Origin of the sequence: Fibrobacter sp. UWB5, assembly GCF_002210295.1 — a bacterium.
In the GTDB taxonomy this organism is placed as follows: domain Bacteria; phylum Fibrobacterota; class Fibrobacteria; order Fibrobacterales; family Fibrobacteraceae; genus Fibrobacter.
In genome coordinates, this window is record NZ_MWQH01000001.1 from 155086 (window position 1) to 176277 (window position 21192).

The window sequence follows — 21192 nt, forward strand, 5'->3', positions numbered from 1 at the left end:
GTTACTCCTTGATTAAATAATTAAAGCCGACAGTTTCTTCCAAAGTTTCGAATTCGTCGCTGGCGGAATTCCCGAGGCTTTCGTACCAGCTCAGGACTTCGGACGGTGCAGAATTGCTGATCGAAACGTATTCGGTCGAAACAGAATTTTCCTGTTCGATATCGCTGGTAAAAGAAGGCAAAATCGCGGTCAGGCTCACAAGCACAAAGCTTGCGGCCAGCGGAATCGCGCTGTACCAGCTCTTGATAGGGATAATCTTGCTCTTCGCGTTTTCGGCGTCAAGGCGGGCGCAGACTTTGTCCCACGAGTCAGCCCGAGGAGTGAGCCGCTCCATTTTCGAGAAGTCAATTTTATTAGACATGGTTAAGCTCCTTTTTTAACAATTTCCTTGCGCGACTGAGGCGTGCCTTGATGGTTCCTTCGGGCATCCTGTAGATTTCCGCCAGGTCTTTCACGTCCAAGTCTTCGGCGTCTTTAAGCCAGAGCATGCTTCGCGTTTCGGCGTTGAGCGTGTTTAGGGCCTTTTCCAAAAGTTCCGGATTGAAACCGCTCGTGTCGAAGTCCTCGTTTTTGCCGAGAGCCTCTTCCACGATGGTGTCTAAGTGTTCTTCTTCGAGTTCGCGGTGGCGCTTTTGCGCCCGAAGTTTCATAAGACATTCATTGACGGTGAGCCTGTAAAGCCACGTTGCCAGTGCCGATTGCCCCTGAAAACCCTGGATTTTCTTCGGAATCTGCACAAAAATGTCCATCAGAACGTCTTCGGCCTCGTCGCGGTCCTTGAGCATACGGAATGCCAAGTTCAGCACGTTCGCGCTGTGCGCCTGCCAAAGCAGGCTTAACGCTTCGCGGCTACCGCCCTTAAGGTGTTGAAGAATCACTTTTTCGTCCATTGTACCCTTTAGATGCCCTAAAAGTTGCATCGGTTGCATCTTTTACGAAAAATAATTATAAAAATGTGCGTTTTCTTGCGTTTTTCTATATTTCCCGCAAATGTTTAAGATTTTGCTGGACAAGTTGAAAGAGGCGTTTGGCTCGGTTTTACCGGTGACGCTGATTGTACTTGCGGTGTCGTTCACACCGTTGGTGACATTGTCCTTTAAGCAACTTGCCGTTTTTTCGATTTGTGCGGTTTTCTTGATTGGGGGCATCGGGCTTTTTAACCTGGGTGCCGACCTAGCCATGACCCCGATGGGCGAACATGTGGGTTCGGGTCTTACCAAATCCAGGCGTTTGCAGTTGCTTGTTTCGGTGTGCTTTGTGATGGGCGTGCTCATTACGGTCGCGGAGCCCGATTTGTCGGTGCTTGCCGAGCAGGTGCGTGCGGCGGTGGAGCCTACTCTCTTGATCGCGACAATTGGTGTTGGCGTGGGTTGTTTCCTGGCGCTTTCGATTATCAAGATCGTGTTCAAGAAAGACCTTTCGACAATCATCATCTTTTTCTACCTCGTGTTGTTCATGCTTGGCATGGTCATGGTTACCTTCGGAAAAGATGTCTTTGTTCCGCTGGCTTTTGATTCGGGGGGCGTGACTACGGGCCCGATTACGGTTCCCTTTATCATGGCCCTCGGTGTGGGTGTGGCGGGAGCCATTGGCGGTAAAAATGCGAATGAAAACAGCTTCGGCCTGATTGCGCTTTGCTCGGTGGGCCCGATTATTGCGCTCATGGGACTCGTGATCTTTTCGAAGGGTGATTTGACGTACCAGCTTTCGGAATCGGCCTATTCGATTGATGCAAGTCTCGGTATGAACTTTTTGCCGGTCATTTTGGGCGTTGCAAAAGAAGTGCTTGTGGCGCTAGGCTTGATTGTGGTATTCTTTATGCTGCTCCAGATTACGGTGCTTCGCCTTTCTTGGTCCAAGTTGATTCCGATGGCATTTGGCATTGTGTACACGTTTGTGGGACTGGTGGTGTTTTTGACGGCAGTTGCGGTCGGGTTCATGCCGATCGGATTTGAACTGGGCAAGCAGCTGGGCGCCATGCCGCGTGCGCTTGTGGTCGCTGGCTTTGTGCTTGGCCTGGTGGTGGTGCTTGCAGAACCGGCGGTGCACGTGTTGAACAAGCAGGTCGAAGAAGTAACGGGTGGCCTGGTGACCAAGCGCTCGATGCTGATTGCACTTTCGGTGGGCGTGGGAATTTCGATTGGTCTTTCGATGATTCGAATTATTGTCGGATTCCCGATTATTTATTACCTGATTCCGGGTTACTTTATTTCGCTCGGACTTTCGTTCTTTGTGCCTAAGCTTTATACCGCCATTGCCTTTGACTCCGGTGGCGTGGCGAGCGGTCCGTTGACCTCTAGCTTTATTCTGCCGCTTGCCATTGGTGCTTGCGCAGGCCTGCGTGATGGTGGCGATTCCATTTTGAATTATGCTTTCGGTATTGTCGCGATGGTCGCGATGACGCCCTTGATTACTATACAGGTGCTCGGTTTCAGGGCTACCGTTTCGACGGCGCTCCGTAACCGCATGATGATGCGTCGCATCCAGGATGCCGACGACGAACAGATTATCGACTTTATGTAGGGGGCGCCATGGATGTAGAAAAGAAAATAAGGAACAGGGTGTTGCGCGGGAGCACGCGTGCCAAGGTTTCCATGAACCGCCTCAAGATCTTGATTACGGTGGTGAGCCGTGCCAAGGCGGACTTTTACATGGACCACATTCAGTCTTTTGGCGTGAACATGCAGATGGTTCTGTTCGGGCAGGGAACTGCCCCGCGTGAAATTGCGACAGCCATGGGCCTAGCCGATTCGGACCGCGCCGTGATTATTAGCATTATTGGCGAAAACAATTTGCGTGCAGCCCTCGATAGCCTTGCCGAAAAGTTCAATACGATTGTGGGCGGCAAGGGTATTGCCTACACGATTCCGATGGCAAGCATTATCGGCAAGTCCATCTTTAACTTTTTAAGCGACAACCGCGATGCGGTACGGAGAAACGAAAAATGAGCGGATTCAATCACGAAGTCATCTTTTGTATTGTGAATACCGGATTCTCTGAAACCGTGATGGAAGCGGCGAAGGATGCCGGTGCCCGCGGCGGTACGATTCTGAATGCCCGCGGTACGGCGAACAAGGAAGCCGAGTCGTTTTTCCATATCGCGATTCAGCCCGAAAAAGAAATCGTCATGATTCTGGTGGACGCCAAGATCAAGGATGCCGTTTTGCATGCCCTTTACCAGAAGGCGGGACTTGACACCATGGGTCAGGGAATTGCATTTTCGCTCCCGGTGGACAACGTGGTTGGCCTTACCCCGTGGAAGGCGGAAATCAAGGCTGCCGAGGTTGCTGCCGAAAAAGCGGCTGAAAAAGCTGAAGTCGCCGTCGAAAACGCTGAAAAACAGCAGTAGTTCCGAGTCGTTTTTTACAACTTAATAACTTTTTTTATTATTAGGGTATGAATATCCTAGTCTATTTCCTGTTTGCCCTGTCCGGGTTTGCGGGCCTGATTTACGAAGGCTCGTGGGCTCGTTACCTTAAACTCTTCTTGGGGCATTCTAGCTACGGCCAGGTGCTCACGCTCTGCATTTACATGGGCGGCCTTGCCATAGGCAGCTTTATTGCGGGCAGGATGGTCGAGAAAACCAAGCGACCGCTCTTGGGATACGGCTTGGTGGAACTGGCTATCGGTATTGGCGGTGTTGCATACCACCCGCTGTACATTTGGCTTACCGGAATATTCTACGATTCTGCATGGACCGCTTCGCTTACGCCGCGCGGTGCAGAAATCGCGAAGGTTGCGCTTGCGACGGGCTCTACGCTCCCGATTGCGATTGCGGTGGGCATGACGTTCCCCTTTATTGCTGCGGGACTTATGCGCAAGAGTGGCGCCGAAGTTTCGCTCCCGATGCTTTACTTTACCAACAGCTTGGGCTCGGCCATCGGTATTCTGGCGACAAGCTACCTGTTGATTCCTGAAATCGGTAACCATGCTACCTTGTGCGTGGCGGCCTCTATCAACTTCTTGCTGGCTGCCGTGTTCAGCTTTATCGGTATTGCGACTTCGCCGGTGCCGCCTAAAGATGACGATGCGCCCGAAGTTCATGACGAAGACTACGTGGCCGAACACAAGCTTGCCATGCCGCCAAAGAACACTTGGTTCTGGATTGCGGCGATTACGGGCCTTACTTCGTTTGTCTATGAAATTGTCTGGATCCGTTTGCTGTCGCTGTTGCTGGGCTCTTCGAGCCATAGCTTTGACCAGATGCTTTCGGCCTTTATCTTGGGCCTTGCGCTGGGCTCTGCAGTGAGCGGCAAGCTGCTTAAGAAAGACAGCTTGATTGTGCTTTCGATGGCGCAGATTTTCATGGCCTTCTTCGCGCTTTGCACGCTGTACTTCCATCAGCCCTTCTGGGGCATGATGAACGAGGCGAACCAGATTTTCAATCCGACCTCTGACGGTTACGTTTGCTGGAGCCTGTTCAAGTATGCGCTTTCGATGCTGTGGATGATTCCCACGAGTTTCTTTGCCGGCATGACGCTCCCGCTGATCACCTTGATTCTGACTCGCGCCTTCAAGAGCGAAGCCCCGATTGGCAAGGTCTACGGCTGGAATACGCTGGGCTCTATCATCGGTTCTGCAGGCGGTGGCCTTGTGCTGTTGCCGCTTTTGCAGCTCAAGGGCGCTCTTGTGACGGCAGCATTGCTTGACTTTGCAATTGGTTTCTTGCTGCTGGTGATTTACCGCAAGCGCTTCCGCTACAGCGTGATGTTCTACATCATGGTGTGCGTGATGATCATGCCGGCAGTCTTTGTAAAATTCGATCCGTCGCTCATTACCTCGGGCGTGTTCCGCAGTTACAAGAACATGCACCCTAACGAAAAGATTCAGGTGATTGACGGAAAGACCGCAACGATCAGCTTCCACGAATCGCCGGTGCATTACTACGTGAAGACGAACGGTAAGGCCGACGCGAGTATGAGCAAGGACCGCGAATCTCCGATTTCGAGCGATGAACTGACACAGGCCGCCACCGCCTTCATGCCGATGGCCGTGAAGACGGAACCGTATGATGCCGCCATGGTTGGCTTCGGTAGCGGCATGGGAGCGCATTACTTGCTTGCAGACCCGTTGCTCAAGGACTTTGACTGCGTAGAAATTGAGCAGGCCATGATGGATTTGGCGAGGGGATTCTATCCGTGGAATTACCGCGGCTACGATGACCCGCGCATTCACATCTTTATTGATGATGCGACCACGTTCTTCCATACGAACCGTCGTCAGTACGACATGATTATCAGCGTGCCCTCTAACCCGTGGGTGAGCGGTGTGGCTGGACTCTTTGCACATGAATTCTATGCCAAGATGCGCCGCTACATGAAACCGGGTGCTCTCTGGGTGCAGTGGATTCAGACTTATGAATTCAACGACTTGATGTTCCTGAATATCTTGAAGGCGCTCGATACAGTATTCCCGTACGTAAGCTTGTACAAGTCGACCGATGAACCTGACATCATCATGATTGCGAGCGACCAGCCGGTATTCCAGAAGGGCATTGGGCGTTTCTCCACCGATACCGCACTTGTGGCCGAATTCAAACGCATTCACCGCGATCCGGAATTCTTTGGCGAAAGGAATTTCCTGTTCACGAATAAGATGCTTAAATCTCTGCTTGAAGGCGTGAAGCCGAATAGCCTGTTTATTCCGATGGTCGACAACAAGGCTGAAGAAGCCCGCTTCGTTCACTCCGAAGCGCACATCGTGGATGTTTTTGACAGCTGCGAAGTCTGCTGGCAGCAGTACTTGGATCCCGAAGACTACAAGCTCCGTCGCCCCGCTCGCGTGAAGGCGATGCTTGCCGAGCCGAAGGATGAATTCAAGAAGACTGCCTTGCTTTCTTACATGCAAGAACTTGAAGCGGCAGCGGCCAAGGATTCGTTCTCTCGCGTGCTTGTCAAGGTCGATACGATTGCCCAGGGCGACAGCGTTATCTTAGATAGCGTCGTGTCTGAAAATCCGCGCCTAGTCGAACTTGAAGCGTCTATAGGTTATCAGAAGTTCCGCGAAAACTTTGTGGAATGGATTCGCAAGGTTCCGATTGAATGCCGCGATTCTGACGAGGTTTACATGAAGGCGATGGATCTTGTTTCCATGAATGCTTTCCCGCGGGCCTTCGCCGACGAATTCGGAATTCTCGAGGCTGCCCGTCAGGGTGTTTACAAGCAGGCTGCCCTTTTGATTGCGAACTTCTTTGACCGCTACGAGATGAACGACATGGGCGACATATTCCTGCGTAACTGCATCGTGCTTTCGCTCCTTGCAGGCGAACCGGAACTTGCCGATGCAATCTACAAGAATGTCATCCAGAAGAACGAAGACTTCTTCGCCGTCGAAAAGCGCCTGATTGAGCGCGAAATCCAGCAACTCAGAAGAAAGCTCCAGTAGCTACTGGATAAGTCTAAATTAATGTAAACAGAATGAAACCCGGACCTTGCCGGGTTTCATTTGTTGTTTTATCTTTGTGGTAAGAATACTTTGTTAGAAGGAGGAATCGTGAGACGATTGTTTTTGGTGGCGGCCCTCAGTTTTGCGGCGGTATCGTTTGCAATGAACTATACGGGCAATGTGTATGTAAAAAAATCTGTCCGTGTCTCGGAATTTTTGTATCTGTCCGTTGGCTGTACGGCAAAAAATGATAGCGGTGTGGTCAAGGCTATCGGTACAAGTGATATCCCTATTTCGAGCAGGGATGAGTATGGGTGGTTTTTTGGATCGGTCAAATCGCTCCTTCAGGGTGACACAATTGCCCCGTTCTGTTTTTACAGAAGCATTCTCGATAGCACGGCAAAGAGGGTTGTCGACGATGAGGGCTATGCGAGCTACGTTTACGAAAAATCCTACCAGTCCTCAAGAATCTTCACTGCAAAGGATTTTGATAATCACGAAGACCTCTATATCGACTTTGACAAAGGCGACCTGATGTATAAGGATCTCTCTGCTCCGACGGTATTCTTCAAGGCGCCGGATTATTGGGGAACAAGTTACGTCATTGCTAATAACGAGTCGGTCAAACTCCAGAAAAAGACAAGTGATGGGTGGTTCGTTGCCCATGACGAACTGAAGGTCCCGTATATCAGGGCGAATGTCAAGTTGGATACAGTCGTTAGCTATACTGTGCCTGATTCAGTACCATATAGGGAAACGGTTTACGATACTCTTTCTGCGGATACGCTTTATAGAGCTCTTAATGGGAAGATTGCGTTTACCAATGGTGCAGTGCGCTATGTTTATGCAGAAGAATTCAGTGTGAGCGATGGTAGCTATGGCTACTACGTCTCCAAGCTTGGTATAGACCTTTCTTTGTACGATAGCGATTCTATTTATGTCTTCGAAAATCCCAAGAAGGAACATTCCACACTGGTGCGCACAAAGGCTCCGGAACAAGTGTATAGTGTGCATGTGCTTCCGCCCCAAACCGCAGATTGGTTTGGTGAAATTCCGGTAATCGTGAATGGAACTTCTGGCGTAAAGTCTACGGTGAAAGTCTATGACAGAAATTGCGGTTGGTTTACATCGGTCTTCTTTGAAGAATCCATTCCGACGAATGCTTCTTTTGTCGGAAAAGAAAACTCTGCGCTTTCGTTTGCCAAAGGCTTGAATCTTGATTCGTTGTTTAAGGCTCAGAAGACGACAGAACTCTTTTATGTTGCAAACGATTTGACCAAGACATTCTGGTATAATAAAAATCCTGAAGTAAATGGAATCTGCTCGGTGGAACTGCAGGGAATTGTCTATGATACCGATGCTAGTCTTCATCCGGCGTTCTCCTGCTATTCTCAGGGCGGCGAAGGTTGCCAGGCTCTCTCGGGTACTGCCGCTCAGGATGTCGATAAGACTGTTGCCATGGAGGCGATCAATGCTTGTATTGGTGTGACGCCTGGGATTGTAGACAGTGTCCTTGGCGCAGACAATAAGCCGGTCCTTTCTAAAACGGGTGAAAAGTGCTTTATCAAGTCGGAATACTTTAACCAGTTGTTTAATCCGACCGAAGGCGTAAACGAAACGACTTGCTCGGCAATTCCGTTTATGCTCAATAATGAGGGCAAGTGGGAATTCTTGTCGGATGCATACACATCTCCTGGTGCACCTGTGATTGGCGGCTATTATCCTGTTGAACAAACTGAGGATGCCGATGTTGTCGTGGGGAGCCCGGTTGCTGCTGCAAGAACTAAGCGCACCGCAGAAGGTCCCGTGTTTATTGGCTCGAAACTTCGAGCACTTGACTCGGTCGAAAATGTGTCGAAGATGAACGTGCTTTGCAAAGGCCCTGCGTGGGATAAGGGTATTGATTGCTCTGGACTTTTTGCCGATGGTGAAGACCTTACGGCGCCTCTTACAAAGTACTTGGGCGCACCGGAAACTGGAAGCGAACTTTGCGTATGGGGTTGGTCTTGCCCCATGGATGCTCCCGATGGTTGGCCGCTGTTCAAGGACTATGAAACGCTTGTTGGTGGTGCTGGAATAAATGCGTCCGCGATGTCTTTTGAAACGAGATGGTTCTCTCCGAAAGTTGGGCGTAACCAACATTTCTGTTTCGAAAGCCATGCCAAGTTTACTTATAAGAAAGGTCAAAAGTTCGGTGTCCGTGGAGATGACGATATCTGGATCTTTATCGATGGAAAACTTGTAATCGACTTGGGTGGTACGCATTTGGCGGCTCCTGGTTATGCTGACCTTTCCCGCGTGAAGGGTAAGAACGGGGAACCTTTGGTTGTCGGAAAATCCTACGACATCGATATCTTCTTCTGTGACCGTCGCACCACCATGAGCAACATGAATATCTTCAGCAATTTCTACCTGGACCAGTCCGAGACGATTGAAAAGATGAAGCCTTGCAAGGTGGACGTGAAGAATATCTTTGATGACGATTCGCTTTCGGGTCACACGGTTGTACAGCGTAGTGTTGTACTGCCTGCGAAGATTGACGTTGCCGTTGAAGGCCGACTTGCCACTGTTTCCGGTGTAAAGCCCGGTTCGGAATTGACCTTGATGGATATGCAGGGCCGCGTGATCGGCCGTTACCTTGCCTCGACTGCGAACGTGAAGATCGAAATCCGCAATGCAGGCCGCTATATCCTGAAGACGAAGTCTGGACTGCTGCCGTTCACCATCAAGTAAGATTTGCTGAATGCAAAAAAGAAAGGAGCCTTGCGGCTCCTTTTTTAATTGCTTTGTCGTAAAACCGTGCGGTCTTTCTGTGAGTAACAAACGCCTCGTATTAACGAGGCGTGGTTACGAGAGCGAGGTGATATCACATTTTCAATTATGTGATAGAACCGAGCAGTCTTTATTAGAACATGAAGTTTATACCGAGAGTGGTATAGAACGTGTTGAGCGAAGAATCATAGAAGGCTTCTTCGGCAACCAGCGTCTTGTTCAGGAGGCTCGTGAAGCACTGTACCACGCGGATATCCACGCTGACCCAGCGGGTGAGCATGTAACCGATGTCGAGGGCACCGCCCACTTCCATACCGGAGGTAGCGACCGTATTGTCACGCTTGCCACCGCTGGTCTTGAATTCAGACGAACCGTTCAGCTTGAGGCCCATGTTGATACCCAGGCCCACGTAGAAGTCGTAATCTTCGAAGGTGTAGCGGAAGATAATCGGAATTTCGAACATGAAGAGATCGATGCTTGCTTCGTTGGTGTAAGCATCCATGTCTTGTTCGTAGGTGTAATGTCTGTAGTTGAAGGTCAGTTCGGGCACGAGGCTCAAGTTCTTGACCATGAAGTTCATCTTGAGCAGAAGGCCGCCACCGCCCTGGTAGCCGATCTTCCAGCCGTCAGAGTTTTCGCCAAAGAAGGTGTTGATACCGCCCTGGGCGCGAATACCGAGCAAAACGGCACGCTGGAAACCTTCGTTACGCATGCGGTTGATTTCGGATTTCTTGGTCGTTTCGGCCTTGTAACGAGCGTATGCGCTGGCGTATTCTTCGTCGTTCGCAAATTCGCTGTCGGTAGAGCCGTCGTACGACTGGTCGTCGCCGGAACTTTGGGCAGAGGGGGCTGTAGCCCAACCTTCATCATCATCATCTTGAGCCATGGCGGGCATCGAAAATGCCAGAGCCATGGCGAAAGCAACACTCAATCTCTTAAAATCCATAGTCTAATTATAATAAAAGGGCACGTAAGGTCCGCCTATAAAATAAATTCTAGGACCTAAAATAGTGCCGAAATTTTTGTTTACTTATAAGGGGGCGTAACGAAATGCCCCGATTTTAGAGCAGGAACGTTGCGCCGAAGCCTACATGCATGGTGTAGAGCTTGGAATGCATCAGGGAGGATTCTGCGATCAGGTCAAGATCCAACAGATTTGTAAAGTTTTGGATAACTCGGAGGTCCAAGACAAGCCAGCGGTTGATGGCGCAGCCTACGTCAAGAAGGGCGCCGATTTCCACGCCCACGGTCGGTATGGTGTTGGAACGGGTTTCCTTCATCCTGGTGCCGGCAAAGTTGATCGTCTGCTCGTTTTCGGAATCGCCGCTCATCTTTAGGCCGAGGTTGGCGCCTACGCCGATAAAGAATCCGTCTTCGTCGAAAACGAACTGGGCGATGACCGGGATTTCAAAAAGCATTTCATTGATTGTAGCGTCGTTCTTGCTGTAGGTCTTTTCGTCGCTGTCGGTGTCAATTTGCTTGTATTCGGATTTGCCTTCGTAGCCGTAATGGCGGAAGCTGAAGTTGAGTTCGGTAGATACGGCAAAGGAACGGCCGAGCGGAAGCTTGGCCATGATGCCTGCGCCGAGTTCGGGACCGATGTTCCAGTCGCTGGCCTTGCTGCCGAGGTTCTTGTTGATGCCGACCTGGGCGCGGACGCCGAACTGCATGCCCTTGGAGAAGCCTTCTTTACGGGCGCGGTAATCGGCGGCATTTTCTTCGATGTAGTGCGAAGACTCGTCGTCTTCTTCGTCGATATTCGTGGTGGCGACTTCCGGAGCTTCGTCCTCTTCTTCTTCGTCATCGCTATCGGTAGTGGTAGTAGCGGCGGCGGTTGTGTCGGCTGGGGCTTCTTCTGTGGAGGTGGGCCAGGGCTCTTCTTCGGTCGTGGAGCCGTTGTCGCTGTAAGAATAGCTCGTACTGTCTTCGTCTTCGCTCGGGGCGGCTTGATCGGCAGATACGTACCCGCATCCGTCGCCTGTGCAGTTGGGGTCGGGTATCTCGCCGGAGCCTTCGAAATCGCCTTGCGCGAATGCGTTAGCGACTGCCAGAGAACCTGCGAGAATTGCAATAGCGAAGCGGTTAGACAGCGAAAATGTTTTCATGCTTTTAATTATACAAAAATTTTTTTTGAGAATGCGTAAAACTTTTTATTTTTGGGAACGTATGCCGATTCTTTCTGCCCAGAACCTTCTTTTACGCATTGGGGCGAATGCACCCCTGCTCGATAACGTGAGCTTTGACATCGAGGCCGGCGACCGGATTTGTCTGGTCGGCCGCAATGGTTGCGGCAAGAGCACTTTGTTGAAAGTGCTCTCGGGCGAGGCCGAGGTGCAGTCGGGCGATATCGTCAAGAAGTCGGGCCTCAAGATTTCGCGCATGATTCAGGAAATTCCGGCTCATATCGAGGGCACGGTCCGCGACGTGGTGATGCAGGGGGTGCTTGCCGATGGCACCCATGATACCCACGCCGAGGCGATTCTGGGCAAAACAGGGATAGACGCCGAGGCCTTGTACGACAGCCTGAGCGGTGGTCAAAAACGCCGTGTGCTTTTTGCCCAGGCGCTGGCCCAAGACCCGGACCTGTTGTTGCTGGATGAACCGACCAACCATTTGGACATTCCGGCTATCCAATGGCTCGAAGGAATCGTGACCCGCCTGAATTGCGCCCTGCTTTTTGTAAGCCATGACCGCACCTTTGTGCGCCGGGTGGCTACCCGTATTTTTGACTTGGACCGCGGCCGCGTTCGTAGCTGGGATTTCCCCTACGACAAGTTCGTGCAGTTCAGGGACCAGGCCCTGGCCGAAGAAGACAAGGCGAATGCACTTTTCGACAAGCGCCTGGCCGAAGAAGAAGTCTGGATTCGCAAGGGAATCCAAGCGAGGCGGACCCGGAACGAGGGCCGCGTGCGCGCGCTCATTAAAATGCGTGAAGAACGTGCAGCGCGCCGCACCCGAACGGGCAACGTGAACATGCAGATTACCGAGGCGGACCGTTCGGGTCGCCTGGTGGCACGCCTCACTGACGTGAGCTATTCCTATGACGGTGCGCCCCTCATTAGCAGTTTTTCGACGGAGGTTTCCCGCGGAGACCGCATTGGAATCGTGGGCCCGAATGGCTCGGGCAAGACGACTCTCTTGCGCCTGATTTTGGGCGAACTCACTCCCGATACCGGCGATATCCGCCTGGGCACGAACCTGCAGGTCGCCTATTTTGACCAAATGCGTACCCGCCTCCGCGAAGACAAGTCGCTGGTAGAAAACATTGCCGACGGCCAGCAGTACGTGATGCTGAACGGCGTCAAACGTCATGTGTTAAGTTATCTGCAAGACTTCCTTTTCTCGGCGGATCGCGCCCGTGGCCCGATCAGTGCCCTGAGTGGCGGAGAACGTAACCGCCTGCTGCTCGCGTGCCTATTCAGTCACCCGAGTAATGTGCTCGTGCTTGACGAACCCACCAACGACTTGGATATGGAAACCTTGGACCTGCTCGCAGAACTCCTGGCCGACTACAAGGGAACCGTGCTTACCGTAAGCCACGACCGCGCCTTCCTGGATTCCGTTGCGACAAGCATCTTGGCAATCGAAGACGGCGGAAACGTTTTTGAATCGGTGGGCGGTTACAGCGACTACGAAGCCAAGAAAAAAGTCCGCGATAAGGAAGCCGCAAACGCAGCCCGCATCGCTGCCGAAAAAGAAGCTGAAAAGCAGGCGAGGGCCGCGCAGAATTCCGGTGCGGCGCTACCTCAGAGTACCGGGGCTGCGGCCGCGAAAAAGAAAAAGCGCAGTTACAACGAAGAGCGCGAATACGCCGCCTTGCCCGAAAAAATCGAGAAACTGGAAGCCGAAATTTCCGAACGCCAGACGGAACTTTCCAAGCCCGAGGTGTTCACCAACGCGGCCCGTATTGTGGAACTCCAAAAGGAAATCGCGGACCGCGAAGCCGAGCTCGAAAAGGCTTACGAACGCTACGAAGAACTTGATTCGCTAGGTTGACGGGTGCCAGGGTCGGACTTGCAGTCCTAGTCTGTTTCGAAAAGTTTACGTTTGTGGACAAAAAAGCACTACAATCGTGCTGTTCCAAGTTGCATTATATGCCCACAGAATATAGATTTGGAATGATGGTAATTTGGGAAATCATAAGAGGTCAAATATGATGAAAAAAATGATTTCGTGGATGGGCGTGATGGGCGCCTTGGTAAGTTCTGCCTACGCAGCGTCGGCGACTGTTTGGTCCGCTGAAGATGGCAATGGTACGGTTCCTCCTGTAGGAGCCTGGTACAAATATCCGACTAAGACTACAAACGGGGCTACAGCCACGTTCGTGACGGATTCCATACACGGTTACAAGACGTTAAAGGCTTCTGTCAGCGCAACGAACGAAAGCAGTGCTGCCGGCATGGGCTTTGCTTGGGCCAAGAACGAGGGCGAAATTTCGCTCGCTGCTTATAAGGGTGTTTGCCTGACCTATTCTGCAACGTCTCAGTTCAGGCTCGAATTCAAGCAGTCGACTATTTCTGACTATGACTATTACGGTGTTGTCCTGAACAAGTCTACCGCCCAGAAGTCCGTCTTTATTGACTTTGCTGACTTGACACAGGAAGGTTGGGGCGATGCGGCTGATTTTGATTTGACTGCACAGCAGGCTCTCCAGTTCGCGTACAAGCAGTCTCTCGCTGCAGAAACCGGTAACTCGACAACGAATACCATTGCCATTTCGGCAGTGTCCCTCGGTAACTCTTGCGGCGGTCACGCTCCTGAATTAATCGCCACGGAGACAGAAAAGGACTTGAACGAAGGCGACACCTTGAAACTTGACCTCTCCAAGGTGTTTGCTGACGAAGATGAAGACATTGTTTCTTACTCCGTGTCGATCGTTTCTGAAAAAGCGGGCGCTGTTAAACTTGCCGATTCGCTTTACGCCAAAACGGGTTCTGTGAAGCTTGTTACGGGAGCAAACCCTTCGGGCTCTGCGACGGTGACGGTTATTGCGGTTGATGCGACTAAAAAGTCTGCCGGGTATGTACTGACGGTGACTCCGGTTGACCGTGAAAATGCGCCGGTTGCCGTGAATGACAGCTACACGACTAAGGAAGAAACCAAGTTGGTGAAGTCGACGCTGTCTCTCGGAGTCATGCTCAATGACTATGATCCGGACGATGATGACTTTGTTCCGCAGCTTGTTTCTACGACTGAACATGGTGAACTGGATTTTAACGAAAAGACGGGTGGCTTTACCTATACGCCGGCAAAGGACTTCTTTGGTGCCGATTCCTTTACTTACCAGTTGGTCGAATCCAAGGCTGATGACCCGCTGACTAGCAATGTTGCTGTAGTAAAGATTGAAGTGACCAATGTGAATGACCCGCTCACTATAGCAATAGTTGATTCAACGATTTCTTTCGGAGAAGCTGAATATAAGCTTGGTGATACCCTTGTGGTTCAAGAGGACTTTGAACCGACGACGGTCATTATCCCGGTTGCAAACGTTGCCTTTGTTGACCCTGATTTTGTTGGCGAAGCTGAGGCTAAAGTCAACGTGAAGTCTAGTGGTGTTATTAAGGTTCAGTACAACAAGATGGGTTCGAACCATTTGATTGACCTGTTGCCGATTGACAATGCGGATGGTGTTTCCAAGGTGACGATGTTTGCTGTTGACGGCAAGGATACGGCGTCTGTCTCGTTCTTTGTGATGGTGACTCCGGTTGCGGATCCGCCGGTTGCTCTTGATGACGCCTATAGCGTAAGCGCTGGCACTGTAGCGAAGATTGCTGCTGCCGAAGGTGTGCTCAAGAATGACAAGAACCCCGATAACGCGAAGTCCAAGCTTACGGCTGTTCTGAAGGACAATGCGGCCGCTGGCAAGGTTACGCTTGCCGCAGACGGTTCGTTCACTTATGAATCTACCGAAGCTGCCGAACAAGATGTGTTCACCTACGTTGTCGTTAACGAAGAGGGCGATTCCTCTGAATTGGCCGCTGTGGTACTCACGATTGTACAGCCGCCTGTATTTATTGAAGATTCTCTGCCGTCGATTACCAAGCGTTTTGCAAACCTGAAGGAAGAATTCTCTACGAAACAGATTCGAATTCTCGATTTGCAGGACTGGTTCACGGATGAAAAGGATAAGGGCAAGTTGACCTTTACGGCTCGTTCCGAAGACAGCCTGCTGAACCCGGTGGTGAACACGACGACGAAGTACTTTGTGCTGGCCTCCGTGAAGAACGCCTGTGGTGAAACGAACTTTATCTTGACGGCCAAGAACTCTCGCGGCGGCTCCGTTGACGTTGCAATTCCGGTCTCGATCGAATGCGTGAACGACAAGCCTGTGCTTGAAAAGCTGCTGGATACCCTGTACATTGGCGCAGGCGTCTGGAAAGATACCATAGACTTGAATGACTTCGTGACCGATCCGGATGGCGACACCTTGGTCTTCACGATTACGGAATCCAAGGCTTTGGCAGAAAAACTGAGCTGGGAACAGGAAGGCAATCTGTTCATTGCCGAAAGCAAGGATAGCCTTGCCAAGGGTACGGTAATCAAGTTCGACGTGAAGGCTGCAGATGCTTCCACTTACGTGAAGTACACGCTGGTGCTGATTGCCGACGAAGCTCCGAAGGCCTCTATCAAGCTGACGATTGCCGCTGCTCCGAAGATGAACTGGCAGAGCGCAATCCTCGCAAACCGCGGCGCCGTGGCGCTGTTCGATATGCAGGGCCGCGTGATGTGGAAGGCCAAGCTTCCGGTCAGCGAAGCGGACGTGCGTAACGCTGCCGCTCAGGTGCAGGGCAGAAAGATCCTGCAAGTGAACAAGCAGAGTTGGACAATCAAATAGACGAGAGAACGGGCCTACGGCCCTACAGACGAAAGACGAGAGATATTTCGTAACGATATTTAAAAGAAAGGGCTCCGCGATGCGGAGCCTTCTCTCGTCTGTAGCCGCAGAGCGGCGTTCTTTCGTCTCTCGTCTACTTTACGAGTGCTTCTGTATCCAGCGCAATCAGCAGTTCTTCGTTGGTGGCGACGACCATCGCGGTCGGCGTGCCGTCCTTACTGATGATGTGGCCGGATTCCTTGCCGTTCTTTTCGTTGCGGGCTTCGTCAATCTGGTAGCCGAGAATCTTGAGGTTGTCCATGGCCATCTTGCGGACAAGCTTGCTGTTCTCGCCGATACCGCCGGTGAACACCAGTGCGTCGATGCGCGGGAGTGCCATGGCGATGCCGCCGATTTCGCGGGTAAGCCTGTAGGCGAACGTTTCGAGAGCGATCTGTGCGCCGACGTGGCCTTCGCTTGCGGCCTGCGTCAAAGTACGCATGTCGTTAGAAAGACCGGAGAGACCGAGAAGGCCCGATTCCTTGTTCACGAGCTTGTCGAGGCGGTCGATATCGTAGCCGTACTTCTTGCTGATGAAGAAGAGAATTGCCGGGTCGAGGCTGCCGGAACGGGTACCCATGATAAGGCCTTCCAGCGGGGTGAATCCCATGGTGGTGTCTACGCACTGGCCGTTCAAAATGGCGGAGCAACTGGAACCGTTACCGAGGTGAGCGGTAATGAAGCAGCAGTCTTCCGGCTTCTTGCCCAAGATCTTGGCGGCTTCGCCGGTCACGAAGCGGTGGCTTGTGCCATGGGCGCCGTAGCGGCGGATTTTGTCTTCTTCGTAGAACTTGTAGGGGATGCCGTAGAGGTAGGCCTTGCGCGGCATGGTCTGGTGGAAGGCGGTGTCGAACACGGCGACCTGCGGGAGGCCCGGGAAGAACTTGGTGGCGCATTCCATGCCGGTGGCGTGTGCGGGTTCGTGGAGCGGGGCGAACAGCGTGATGCTGCGGATGTAGTCAATGACTTCCTGCGTGACGCGCTCGCTCTTGACGTACTTGCCGCCGTGCACCACGCGGTGGCCGATGGCTTCGATGGTGTCGGTGAGCTTCTGTTCGGCGAGGAACTTCTGCACTTCGGCAACTGCTTCGGCATGAGTCGGGCAATCGAAATTGAAGTCGATGTTGCCTTCGGGGCCCTTGGCCTTGACGTGGCCATTCACGCCGATGTTTTCGACGAGGCCGCTAGAGATGGATTCTTTGGTCTGGGTGTCGATAACGGCGAACTTGACCGAGGAGCTGCCGCAATTAAGAACGAGTACGCGCATTGTATTATCCTTTTTGTTTTAACAGCTGATAAAATAGGAATTTTGGCGTGGCGTCGCCAATTGAAAAATCTACATTTACCCCGATGTTCAAGAAAATTGCAGAGTTTGACAATCGCGTGTCGGTGTATTGGACGAACCGGCATTTTTCCGCGAAGACGACGAAGTTCCTCAAGTTCTATGTGCGCCTGGGTGACGGCTACATTTGGGGCGCGTTTGCGATGGTGCTCTTTTTGCATTTGGGCTGGTCGGCATTTTGGCCGATTTTGGCGCAGGCTTTGGTGTCGGTGGTGGTATCGCTTGGCTTGTACGAAGGCGTGAAGCTTTCTACCAAGCGGCCGAGGCCATTTGCGGCGAACCCGCAAATCAAGGCGGAAGTTCCGCCTCTCGACAAGTACAGTTTTCCGTCTGGCCATACCATGAACAACTTGGCGGTGGCCTCGGCGGTGTTTTATGCGGTACCGCAGTATGGCTGGATCATGATGCTCTTGCCGCTCACATGGGGGCTTTTACGCGTGTATTTTGGCGTGCATTGGCTCACGGATATTATTTGCGGTTTCTTGCTGGGCGTTTTAAGTTTTGCGATTGCGCATGCCATTTGGATTCCGGTTTCGGGAATGATTGCTTAGAATAGGAGATCCCGGCTCAAGGCCGGGAAGACAAATAAGGCTTATATGTTCATTCCCGCGTCAACCTTCTTCAATTCGCTTGCATCTGATGAGCGCGTATTCCTGTTGATTCGTCATGGGGAACGCAGGCATATAACTCCTGAAGATCCTGATTTCGGTGCGCATGTTGGACTTACGGAGCGTGGGCGCGAGCAGGCCTTGTCGCTTGGCAAGTGCATTCCTGCCGAAGGCGATATGAGTTTCTTTTCGAGTCCGGTAGGGCGTTGCATGGAGACGGCTTCTTGTATCGCGAAAGGTCGCGGCATTGAAAATCCGCAGGTGCAACCGCTTGATTGCCTGGCGGAATACTTTGTTCAAGATTACGACGAATATACCAAGGTGTTGCGCGCCGGATTTTACGAAGGCATTTGCGAATGGCTGAAGAATGAGGCTGAGGGTAACCCGCGTGGCGATAAAGAAGCTTTTGCTCCGCTGCCTGCACGTTCTGAAGAAATGCTTTCGATGATGCTTGAAAAGGGTGGCGCCCGCTTCAACATTTTTGCGACGCACGATGCTTGGGTTGTTCCGTGTCTCACGCACTTTTGCAAGATGGCCTTTACGCCGCAACGCTGGATGAATTACTTGACGGGAATGGCCGTGGTTACCGATGCGCAGAAGAATGTGAAACGGATTGTGCCCGTGACAGGCCTAGATACCGGCTGGTTATTGTTTTAAACTATAACAAACCAAAGAAAAATAGTATAACCAAATAGCCTGTTTTTGGTTGACAGCGTTATTGTTTTTGTCTATATTATCCCTATGAAAACAGTAGGAAAATATAAATGACTCAAAAAATGATGGACATGTGTTGTTGCTGTTGGAGTCGATGTCGAACGGGCGACTAGTTTTTAGGCTTTTATCTAAAACAGATTCCCGCTCGGTTTTGTCTCCGGAGCGGGATTTTTTATTCGAATTTAAACATTAAAAGGCGCAAGGCGCTAAAGGACTTCAAAAAATGTCAAATTCAAAATACATTGAAACGAAACTCATTCACGGCGGTATCGATGGCGATAGCGTAACAGGTGCAGTCAATGTACCTATCTACCAGACTTCTACCTATAAGCAGGCTGGTCTCGGCGAAAATACCGGTTGGGAATATTCCCGCACGGGTAACCCCACCCGCGCCGCTCTCGAAGCGTTGATTGCCGACCTCGAAGGCGGTGTGGCAGGTTTTGCTTTTGGTAGCGGCATGGCGGCTACCTCTACGGTGCTTTCGCTGTTTAAGCAGGGCGATCGCATCATTATCTCTAGCAACGTTTATGGCGGAACCTTCCGCGTTTTGGACAAAGTATTCAAGAACCTCGGCATTACCTATTCTATTGAAGATACGACCGATTTGGCAACGCTCGATACCAAGGTGACGCCCGATGTGAAGGCCTTCTTTATCGAAAGCCCGGCAAACCCGCTCCTGACCGTGACGGACTTGGCTGGCGTCGCAGCCATCGCCAAGAAGCACGGAATTTTGACCATTGTCGATAACACCTTCATGACTCCTTATTTGCAGCGTCCGCTGGAACTTGGCGCCGACATCGTGGTGCATTCTGCGACCAAGTACTTGGGCGGCCATAGCGATGTGGTGGCTGGCCTTGCAGTGACCAACAATAAAGGAATCGCGGAAAAGCTTGCGTTCAATCAGAATGCCGTGGGTGCGGTGCTCGGCCCCTTCGATTCGTTCCTCCTGATTCGCGGTATCAAGACTCTTGGCGTGCGCCTCGATCGTCATACCGAAAATGCAGAACGCATCGCCCGCTACCTGGAACAGCATGAAGCTGTAAAGCACGTTTATTATCCGGGCCTTCCGACCGCTCAGGGTTACGAAATCAACAAGAAGCAGGCCAAGAACGGCGGCGCCATGATTTCGTTCGAACTGTACGAAGGTTACGACATCAAGAAATTCTTCAAGGCCCTGCAGCTGATTTCACTGGCTGAAAGTTTGGGCGGCGTCGAAAGCCTTGTATGCCATCCGGCTACCATGACCCATGCCTCTATTCCGAAGGAAATTCGCGAAAAGGTGGGCATTACCGACGGACTGATTCGTTTGTCTGTAGGTATCGAAAAAGTCGATGACATTATCTTGGATTTGAACGCCGGCATCAACGCCGCGAAGGAAGCATAATATGCATTACTATGAATCGATGCAATCTTTAATCGGGAAGACTCCGCTTGTAAAGCTTACGCACGTGGGACTCCCCGAAGGTGTAAACCTGTTTGCCAAACTGGAGCTCTGGAATCCCTCGGGTAGCGTGAAGGACCGCACCGGCCTTTACATGGTGAACGACGCGATTGAAAAGGGCCTCCTGAAACCGGGTGGAACCATTGTCGAAGCCACCGCAGGCAACACCGGCCTCGGCATCGCCTTCGCAGCCCTCAACCGCGGCATCCGTGTGATATTCGTGGTGCCCACCAAGTTCTCGCAAGAAAAGCAGACGCTCATGCGCGCTCTCGGAGCAGAACTCATCAACACCCCGCGTGAAGACGGAATGCTCGGCGCCGAAAAGAAAGCCGAAGAACTCCTGACGCAAATTCCGGGCTCCGTATCGCTCAGGCAGTTCCGCAACATGTCCAACCCGCTGGCCCATTACGAAACCACCGGCCCCGAAATCTACGAAGATTTGGATGGACAAGTTGACTACGTGGTGGCAGGCGCAGGAAGTGGCGGCACCTTCAGCGGCATTCTCAAGGCGCTCAAGGAACGCAATCCGAACATCAAGGGCGTGCTCGCAGACCCCGTAGGTTCTACTATGGGCGGCGGCGAACATGGCGACTACAACATCGAAGGAATTGGTAACGATTTCATTGCCGACACCATGGACATGTCGCTCGTAGATCAGGTCATCAAGATTAACGATGACGACGCCTTTGGCGGCGCTCGCGAACTCGCCAAGAAAGAAGGACTCATTGCAGGCTCCTCTTCGGGCGCAGCATTCACCGCAGCCAAAAAGCTCATCGCCTCGGGTGCCCGCGGAAACATCGTGTTCGTAGCCCCCGACCGCGGCGATCGTTACTTTAGCAAGGGATTGTACGAGTAAAAGTCACTAGTTGATATTACCTCTGTCTTCAAAACTCCACCAGGTTGGTGGAGTTTTTTTGATACGGATGTAATAGTTTTCTTTTATAACAACCGATAGTTAAATAGTATGTGTTTATGCCTTGACTAGGGTAAAATCTTATTCTATCTTAAAGCCTACAAAAATGGTAGGGAATAAAACCTAGCATAACAAAACAATCGG

General features: G+C 51.7%; 16 protein-coding genes. 11 read left to right on the top strand and 5 right to left on the bottom strand.

Features of this window, described 5'->3' with window-relative positions; all coding sequences use genetic code 11:
- Position 1 precedes the first annotated feature (1 nt).
- Complete coding sequence (locus B7989_RS00765) at positions 2-361, bottom strand: hypothetical protein (protein ID WP_088626747.1); 360 nt, start codon at positions 359-361, stop codon at positions 2-4.
- Entirely contained in the window at positions 354-890 is a 537-nt protein-coding gene (locus tag B7989_RS00770; RefSeq protein WP_088626748.1) for an RNA polymerase sigma factor, read from the bottom strand. The genes B7989_RS00765 and B7989_RS00770 overlap by 8 nt, the downstream gene beginning before the upstream one ends.
- A gap of 100 nt (positions 891-990) precedes the next feature.
- Between B7989_RS00770 and B7989_RS00775 the strand changes: the two genes are divergently transcribed.
- From B7989_RS00775 to B7989_RS00795, 5 genes are all read left to right on the top strand, one after another.
- Complete coding sequence (locus tag B7989_RS00775) at positions 991-2523, top strand: DUF1538 domain-containing protein (protein ID WP_088626749.1); 1533 nt, start codon at positions 991-993, stop codon at positions 2521-2523.
- A gap of 8 nt (positions 2524-2531) precedes the next feature.
- Positions 2532-2948 carry a hypothetical protein gene (locus B7989_RS00780; RefSeq protein ID WP_088626750.1) on the top strand — a complete coding sequence of 139 codons (417 nt, stop codon included), beginning with the start codon at positions 2532-2534 and terminating at the stop codon, positions 2946-2948.
- Entirely contained in the window at positions 2945-3349 is a 405-nt protein-coding gene (locus B7989_RS00785; RefSeq protein ID WP_175549828.1) for a P-II family nitrogen regulator, read from the top strand. Before B7989_RS00780 ends, B7989_RS00785 begins: the two co-directional genes overlap by 4 nt.
- A gap of 47 nt (positions 3350-3396) precedes the next feature.
- On the top strand, positions 3397-6384 hold the full coding sequence (locus tag B7989_RS00790) for a spermidine synthase (protein WP_088626751.1): 2988 nt from the start codon (positions 3397-3399) through the stop codon (positions 6382-6384).
- A 108-nt stretch (positions 6385-6492) separates the two neighbouring features.
- Positions 6493-9117, top strand: a complete 2625-nt coding sequence (locus tag B7989_RS00795; RefSeq protein ID WP_144264927.1) for a fibro-slime domain-containing protein — start codon at positions 6493-6495, stop codon at positions 9115-9117.
- A gap of 172 nt (positions 9118-9289) precedes the next feature.
- On the opposite strand, the gene B7989_RS00800 is transcribed toward B7989_RS00795, so the two are convergent.
- Positions 9290-10102 carry an outer membrane beta-barrel protein gene (locus B7989_RS00800; protein ID WP_088626753.1) on the bottom strand — a complete coding sequence of 271 codons (813 nt, stop codon included), beginning with the start codon at positions 10100-10102 and terminating at the stop codon, positions 9290-9292.
- Positions 10103-10217: 115 nt separating this feature from the next.
- Positions 10218-11261, bottom strand: coding sequence for an outer membrane beta-barrel protein (locus B7989_RS00805; RefSeq protein WP_088626754.1), 1044 nt, complete (start codon positions 11259-11261; stop codon positions 10218-10220).
- A 61-nt stretch (positions 11262-11322) separates the two neighbouring features.
- On the opposite strand from B7989_RS00805, the gene B7989_RS00810 reads away from it, so the two are divergent.
- Positions 11323-13152: an ATP-binding cassette domain-containing protein gene (locus tag B7989_RS00810; RefSeq protein WP_088626755.1), complete on the top strand. Its 1830-nt coding sequence runs from the start codon at positions 11323-11325 to the stop codon at positions 13150-13152.
- A 157-nt stretch (positions 13153-13309) separates the two neighbouring features.
- The gene (locus B7989_RS00815; protein WP_088626756.1) at positions 13310-15991 is read left to right on the top strand and encodes an Ig-like domain-containing protein; all 2682 of its coding nucleotides are present in this window, start codon (positions 13310-13312) and stop codon (positions 15989-15991) included.
- A 133-nt stretch (positions 15992-16124) separates the two neighbouring features.
- Here B7989_RS00815 and B7989_RS00820 read toward each other — a convergent pair whose 3' ends face one another.
- Positions 16125-17297: an acetate/propionate family kinase gene (locus B7989_RS00820; RefSeq protein ID WP_073056524.1), complete on the bottom strand. Its 1173-nt coding sequence runs from the start codon at positions 17295-17297 to the stop codon at positions 16125-16127.
- Positions 17298-17380: 83 nt separating this feature from the next.
- On the opposite strand from B7989_RS00820, the gene B7989_RS00825 reads away from it, so the two are divergent.
- The 4 genes from B7989_RS00825 to B7989_RS00840 all read left to right on the top strand — a co-directional run bounded on the left by B7989_RS00825 (position 17381) and on the right by B7989_RS00840 (position 20991).
- Positions 17381-17923, top strand: a complete 543-nt coding sequence (locus B7989_RS00825; RefSeq protein ID WP_088626757.1) for a phosphatase PAP2 family protein — start codon at positions 17381-17383, stop codon at positions 17921-17923.
- 45 nt (positions 17924-17968) lie between these two features.
- Entirely contained in the window at positions 17969-18637 is a 669-nt protein-coding gene (locus B7989_RS00830) for a histidine phosphatase family protein (RefSeq protein WP_088626758.1), read from the top strand.
- Positions 18638-18917: 280 nt separating this feature from the next.
- Complete coding sequence (locus B7989_RS00835) at positions 18918-20078, top strand: PLP-dependent aspartate aminotransferase family protein (protein ID WP_088626759.1); 1161 nt, start codon at positions 18918-18920, stop codon at positions 20076-20078.
- A 1-nt stretch (position 20079) separates the two neighbouring features.
- Complete coding sequence (locus B7989_RS00840) at positions 20080-20991, top strand: PLP-dependent cysteine synthase family protein (RefSeq protein WP_088626760.1); 912 nt, start codon at positions 20080-20082, stop codon at positions 20989-20991.
- Positions 20992-21192 lie beyond the last annotated feature (201 nt).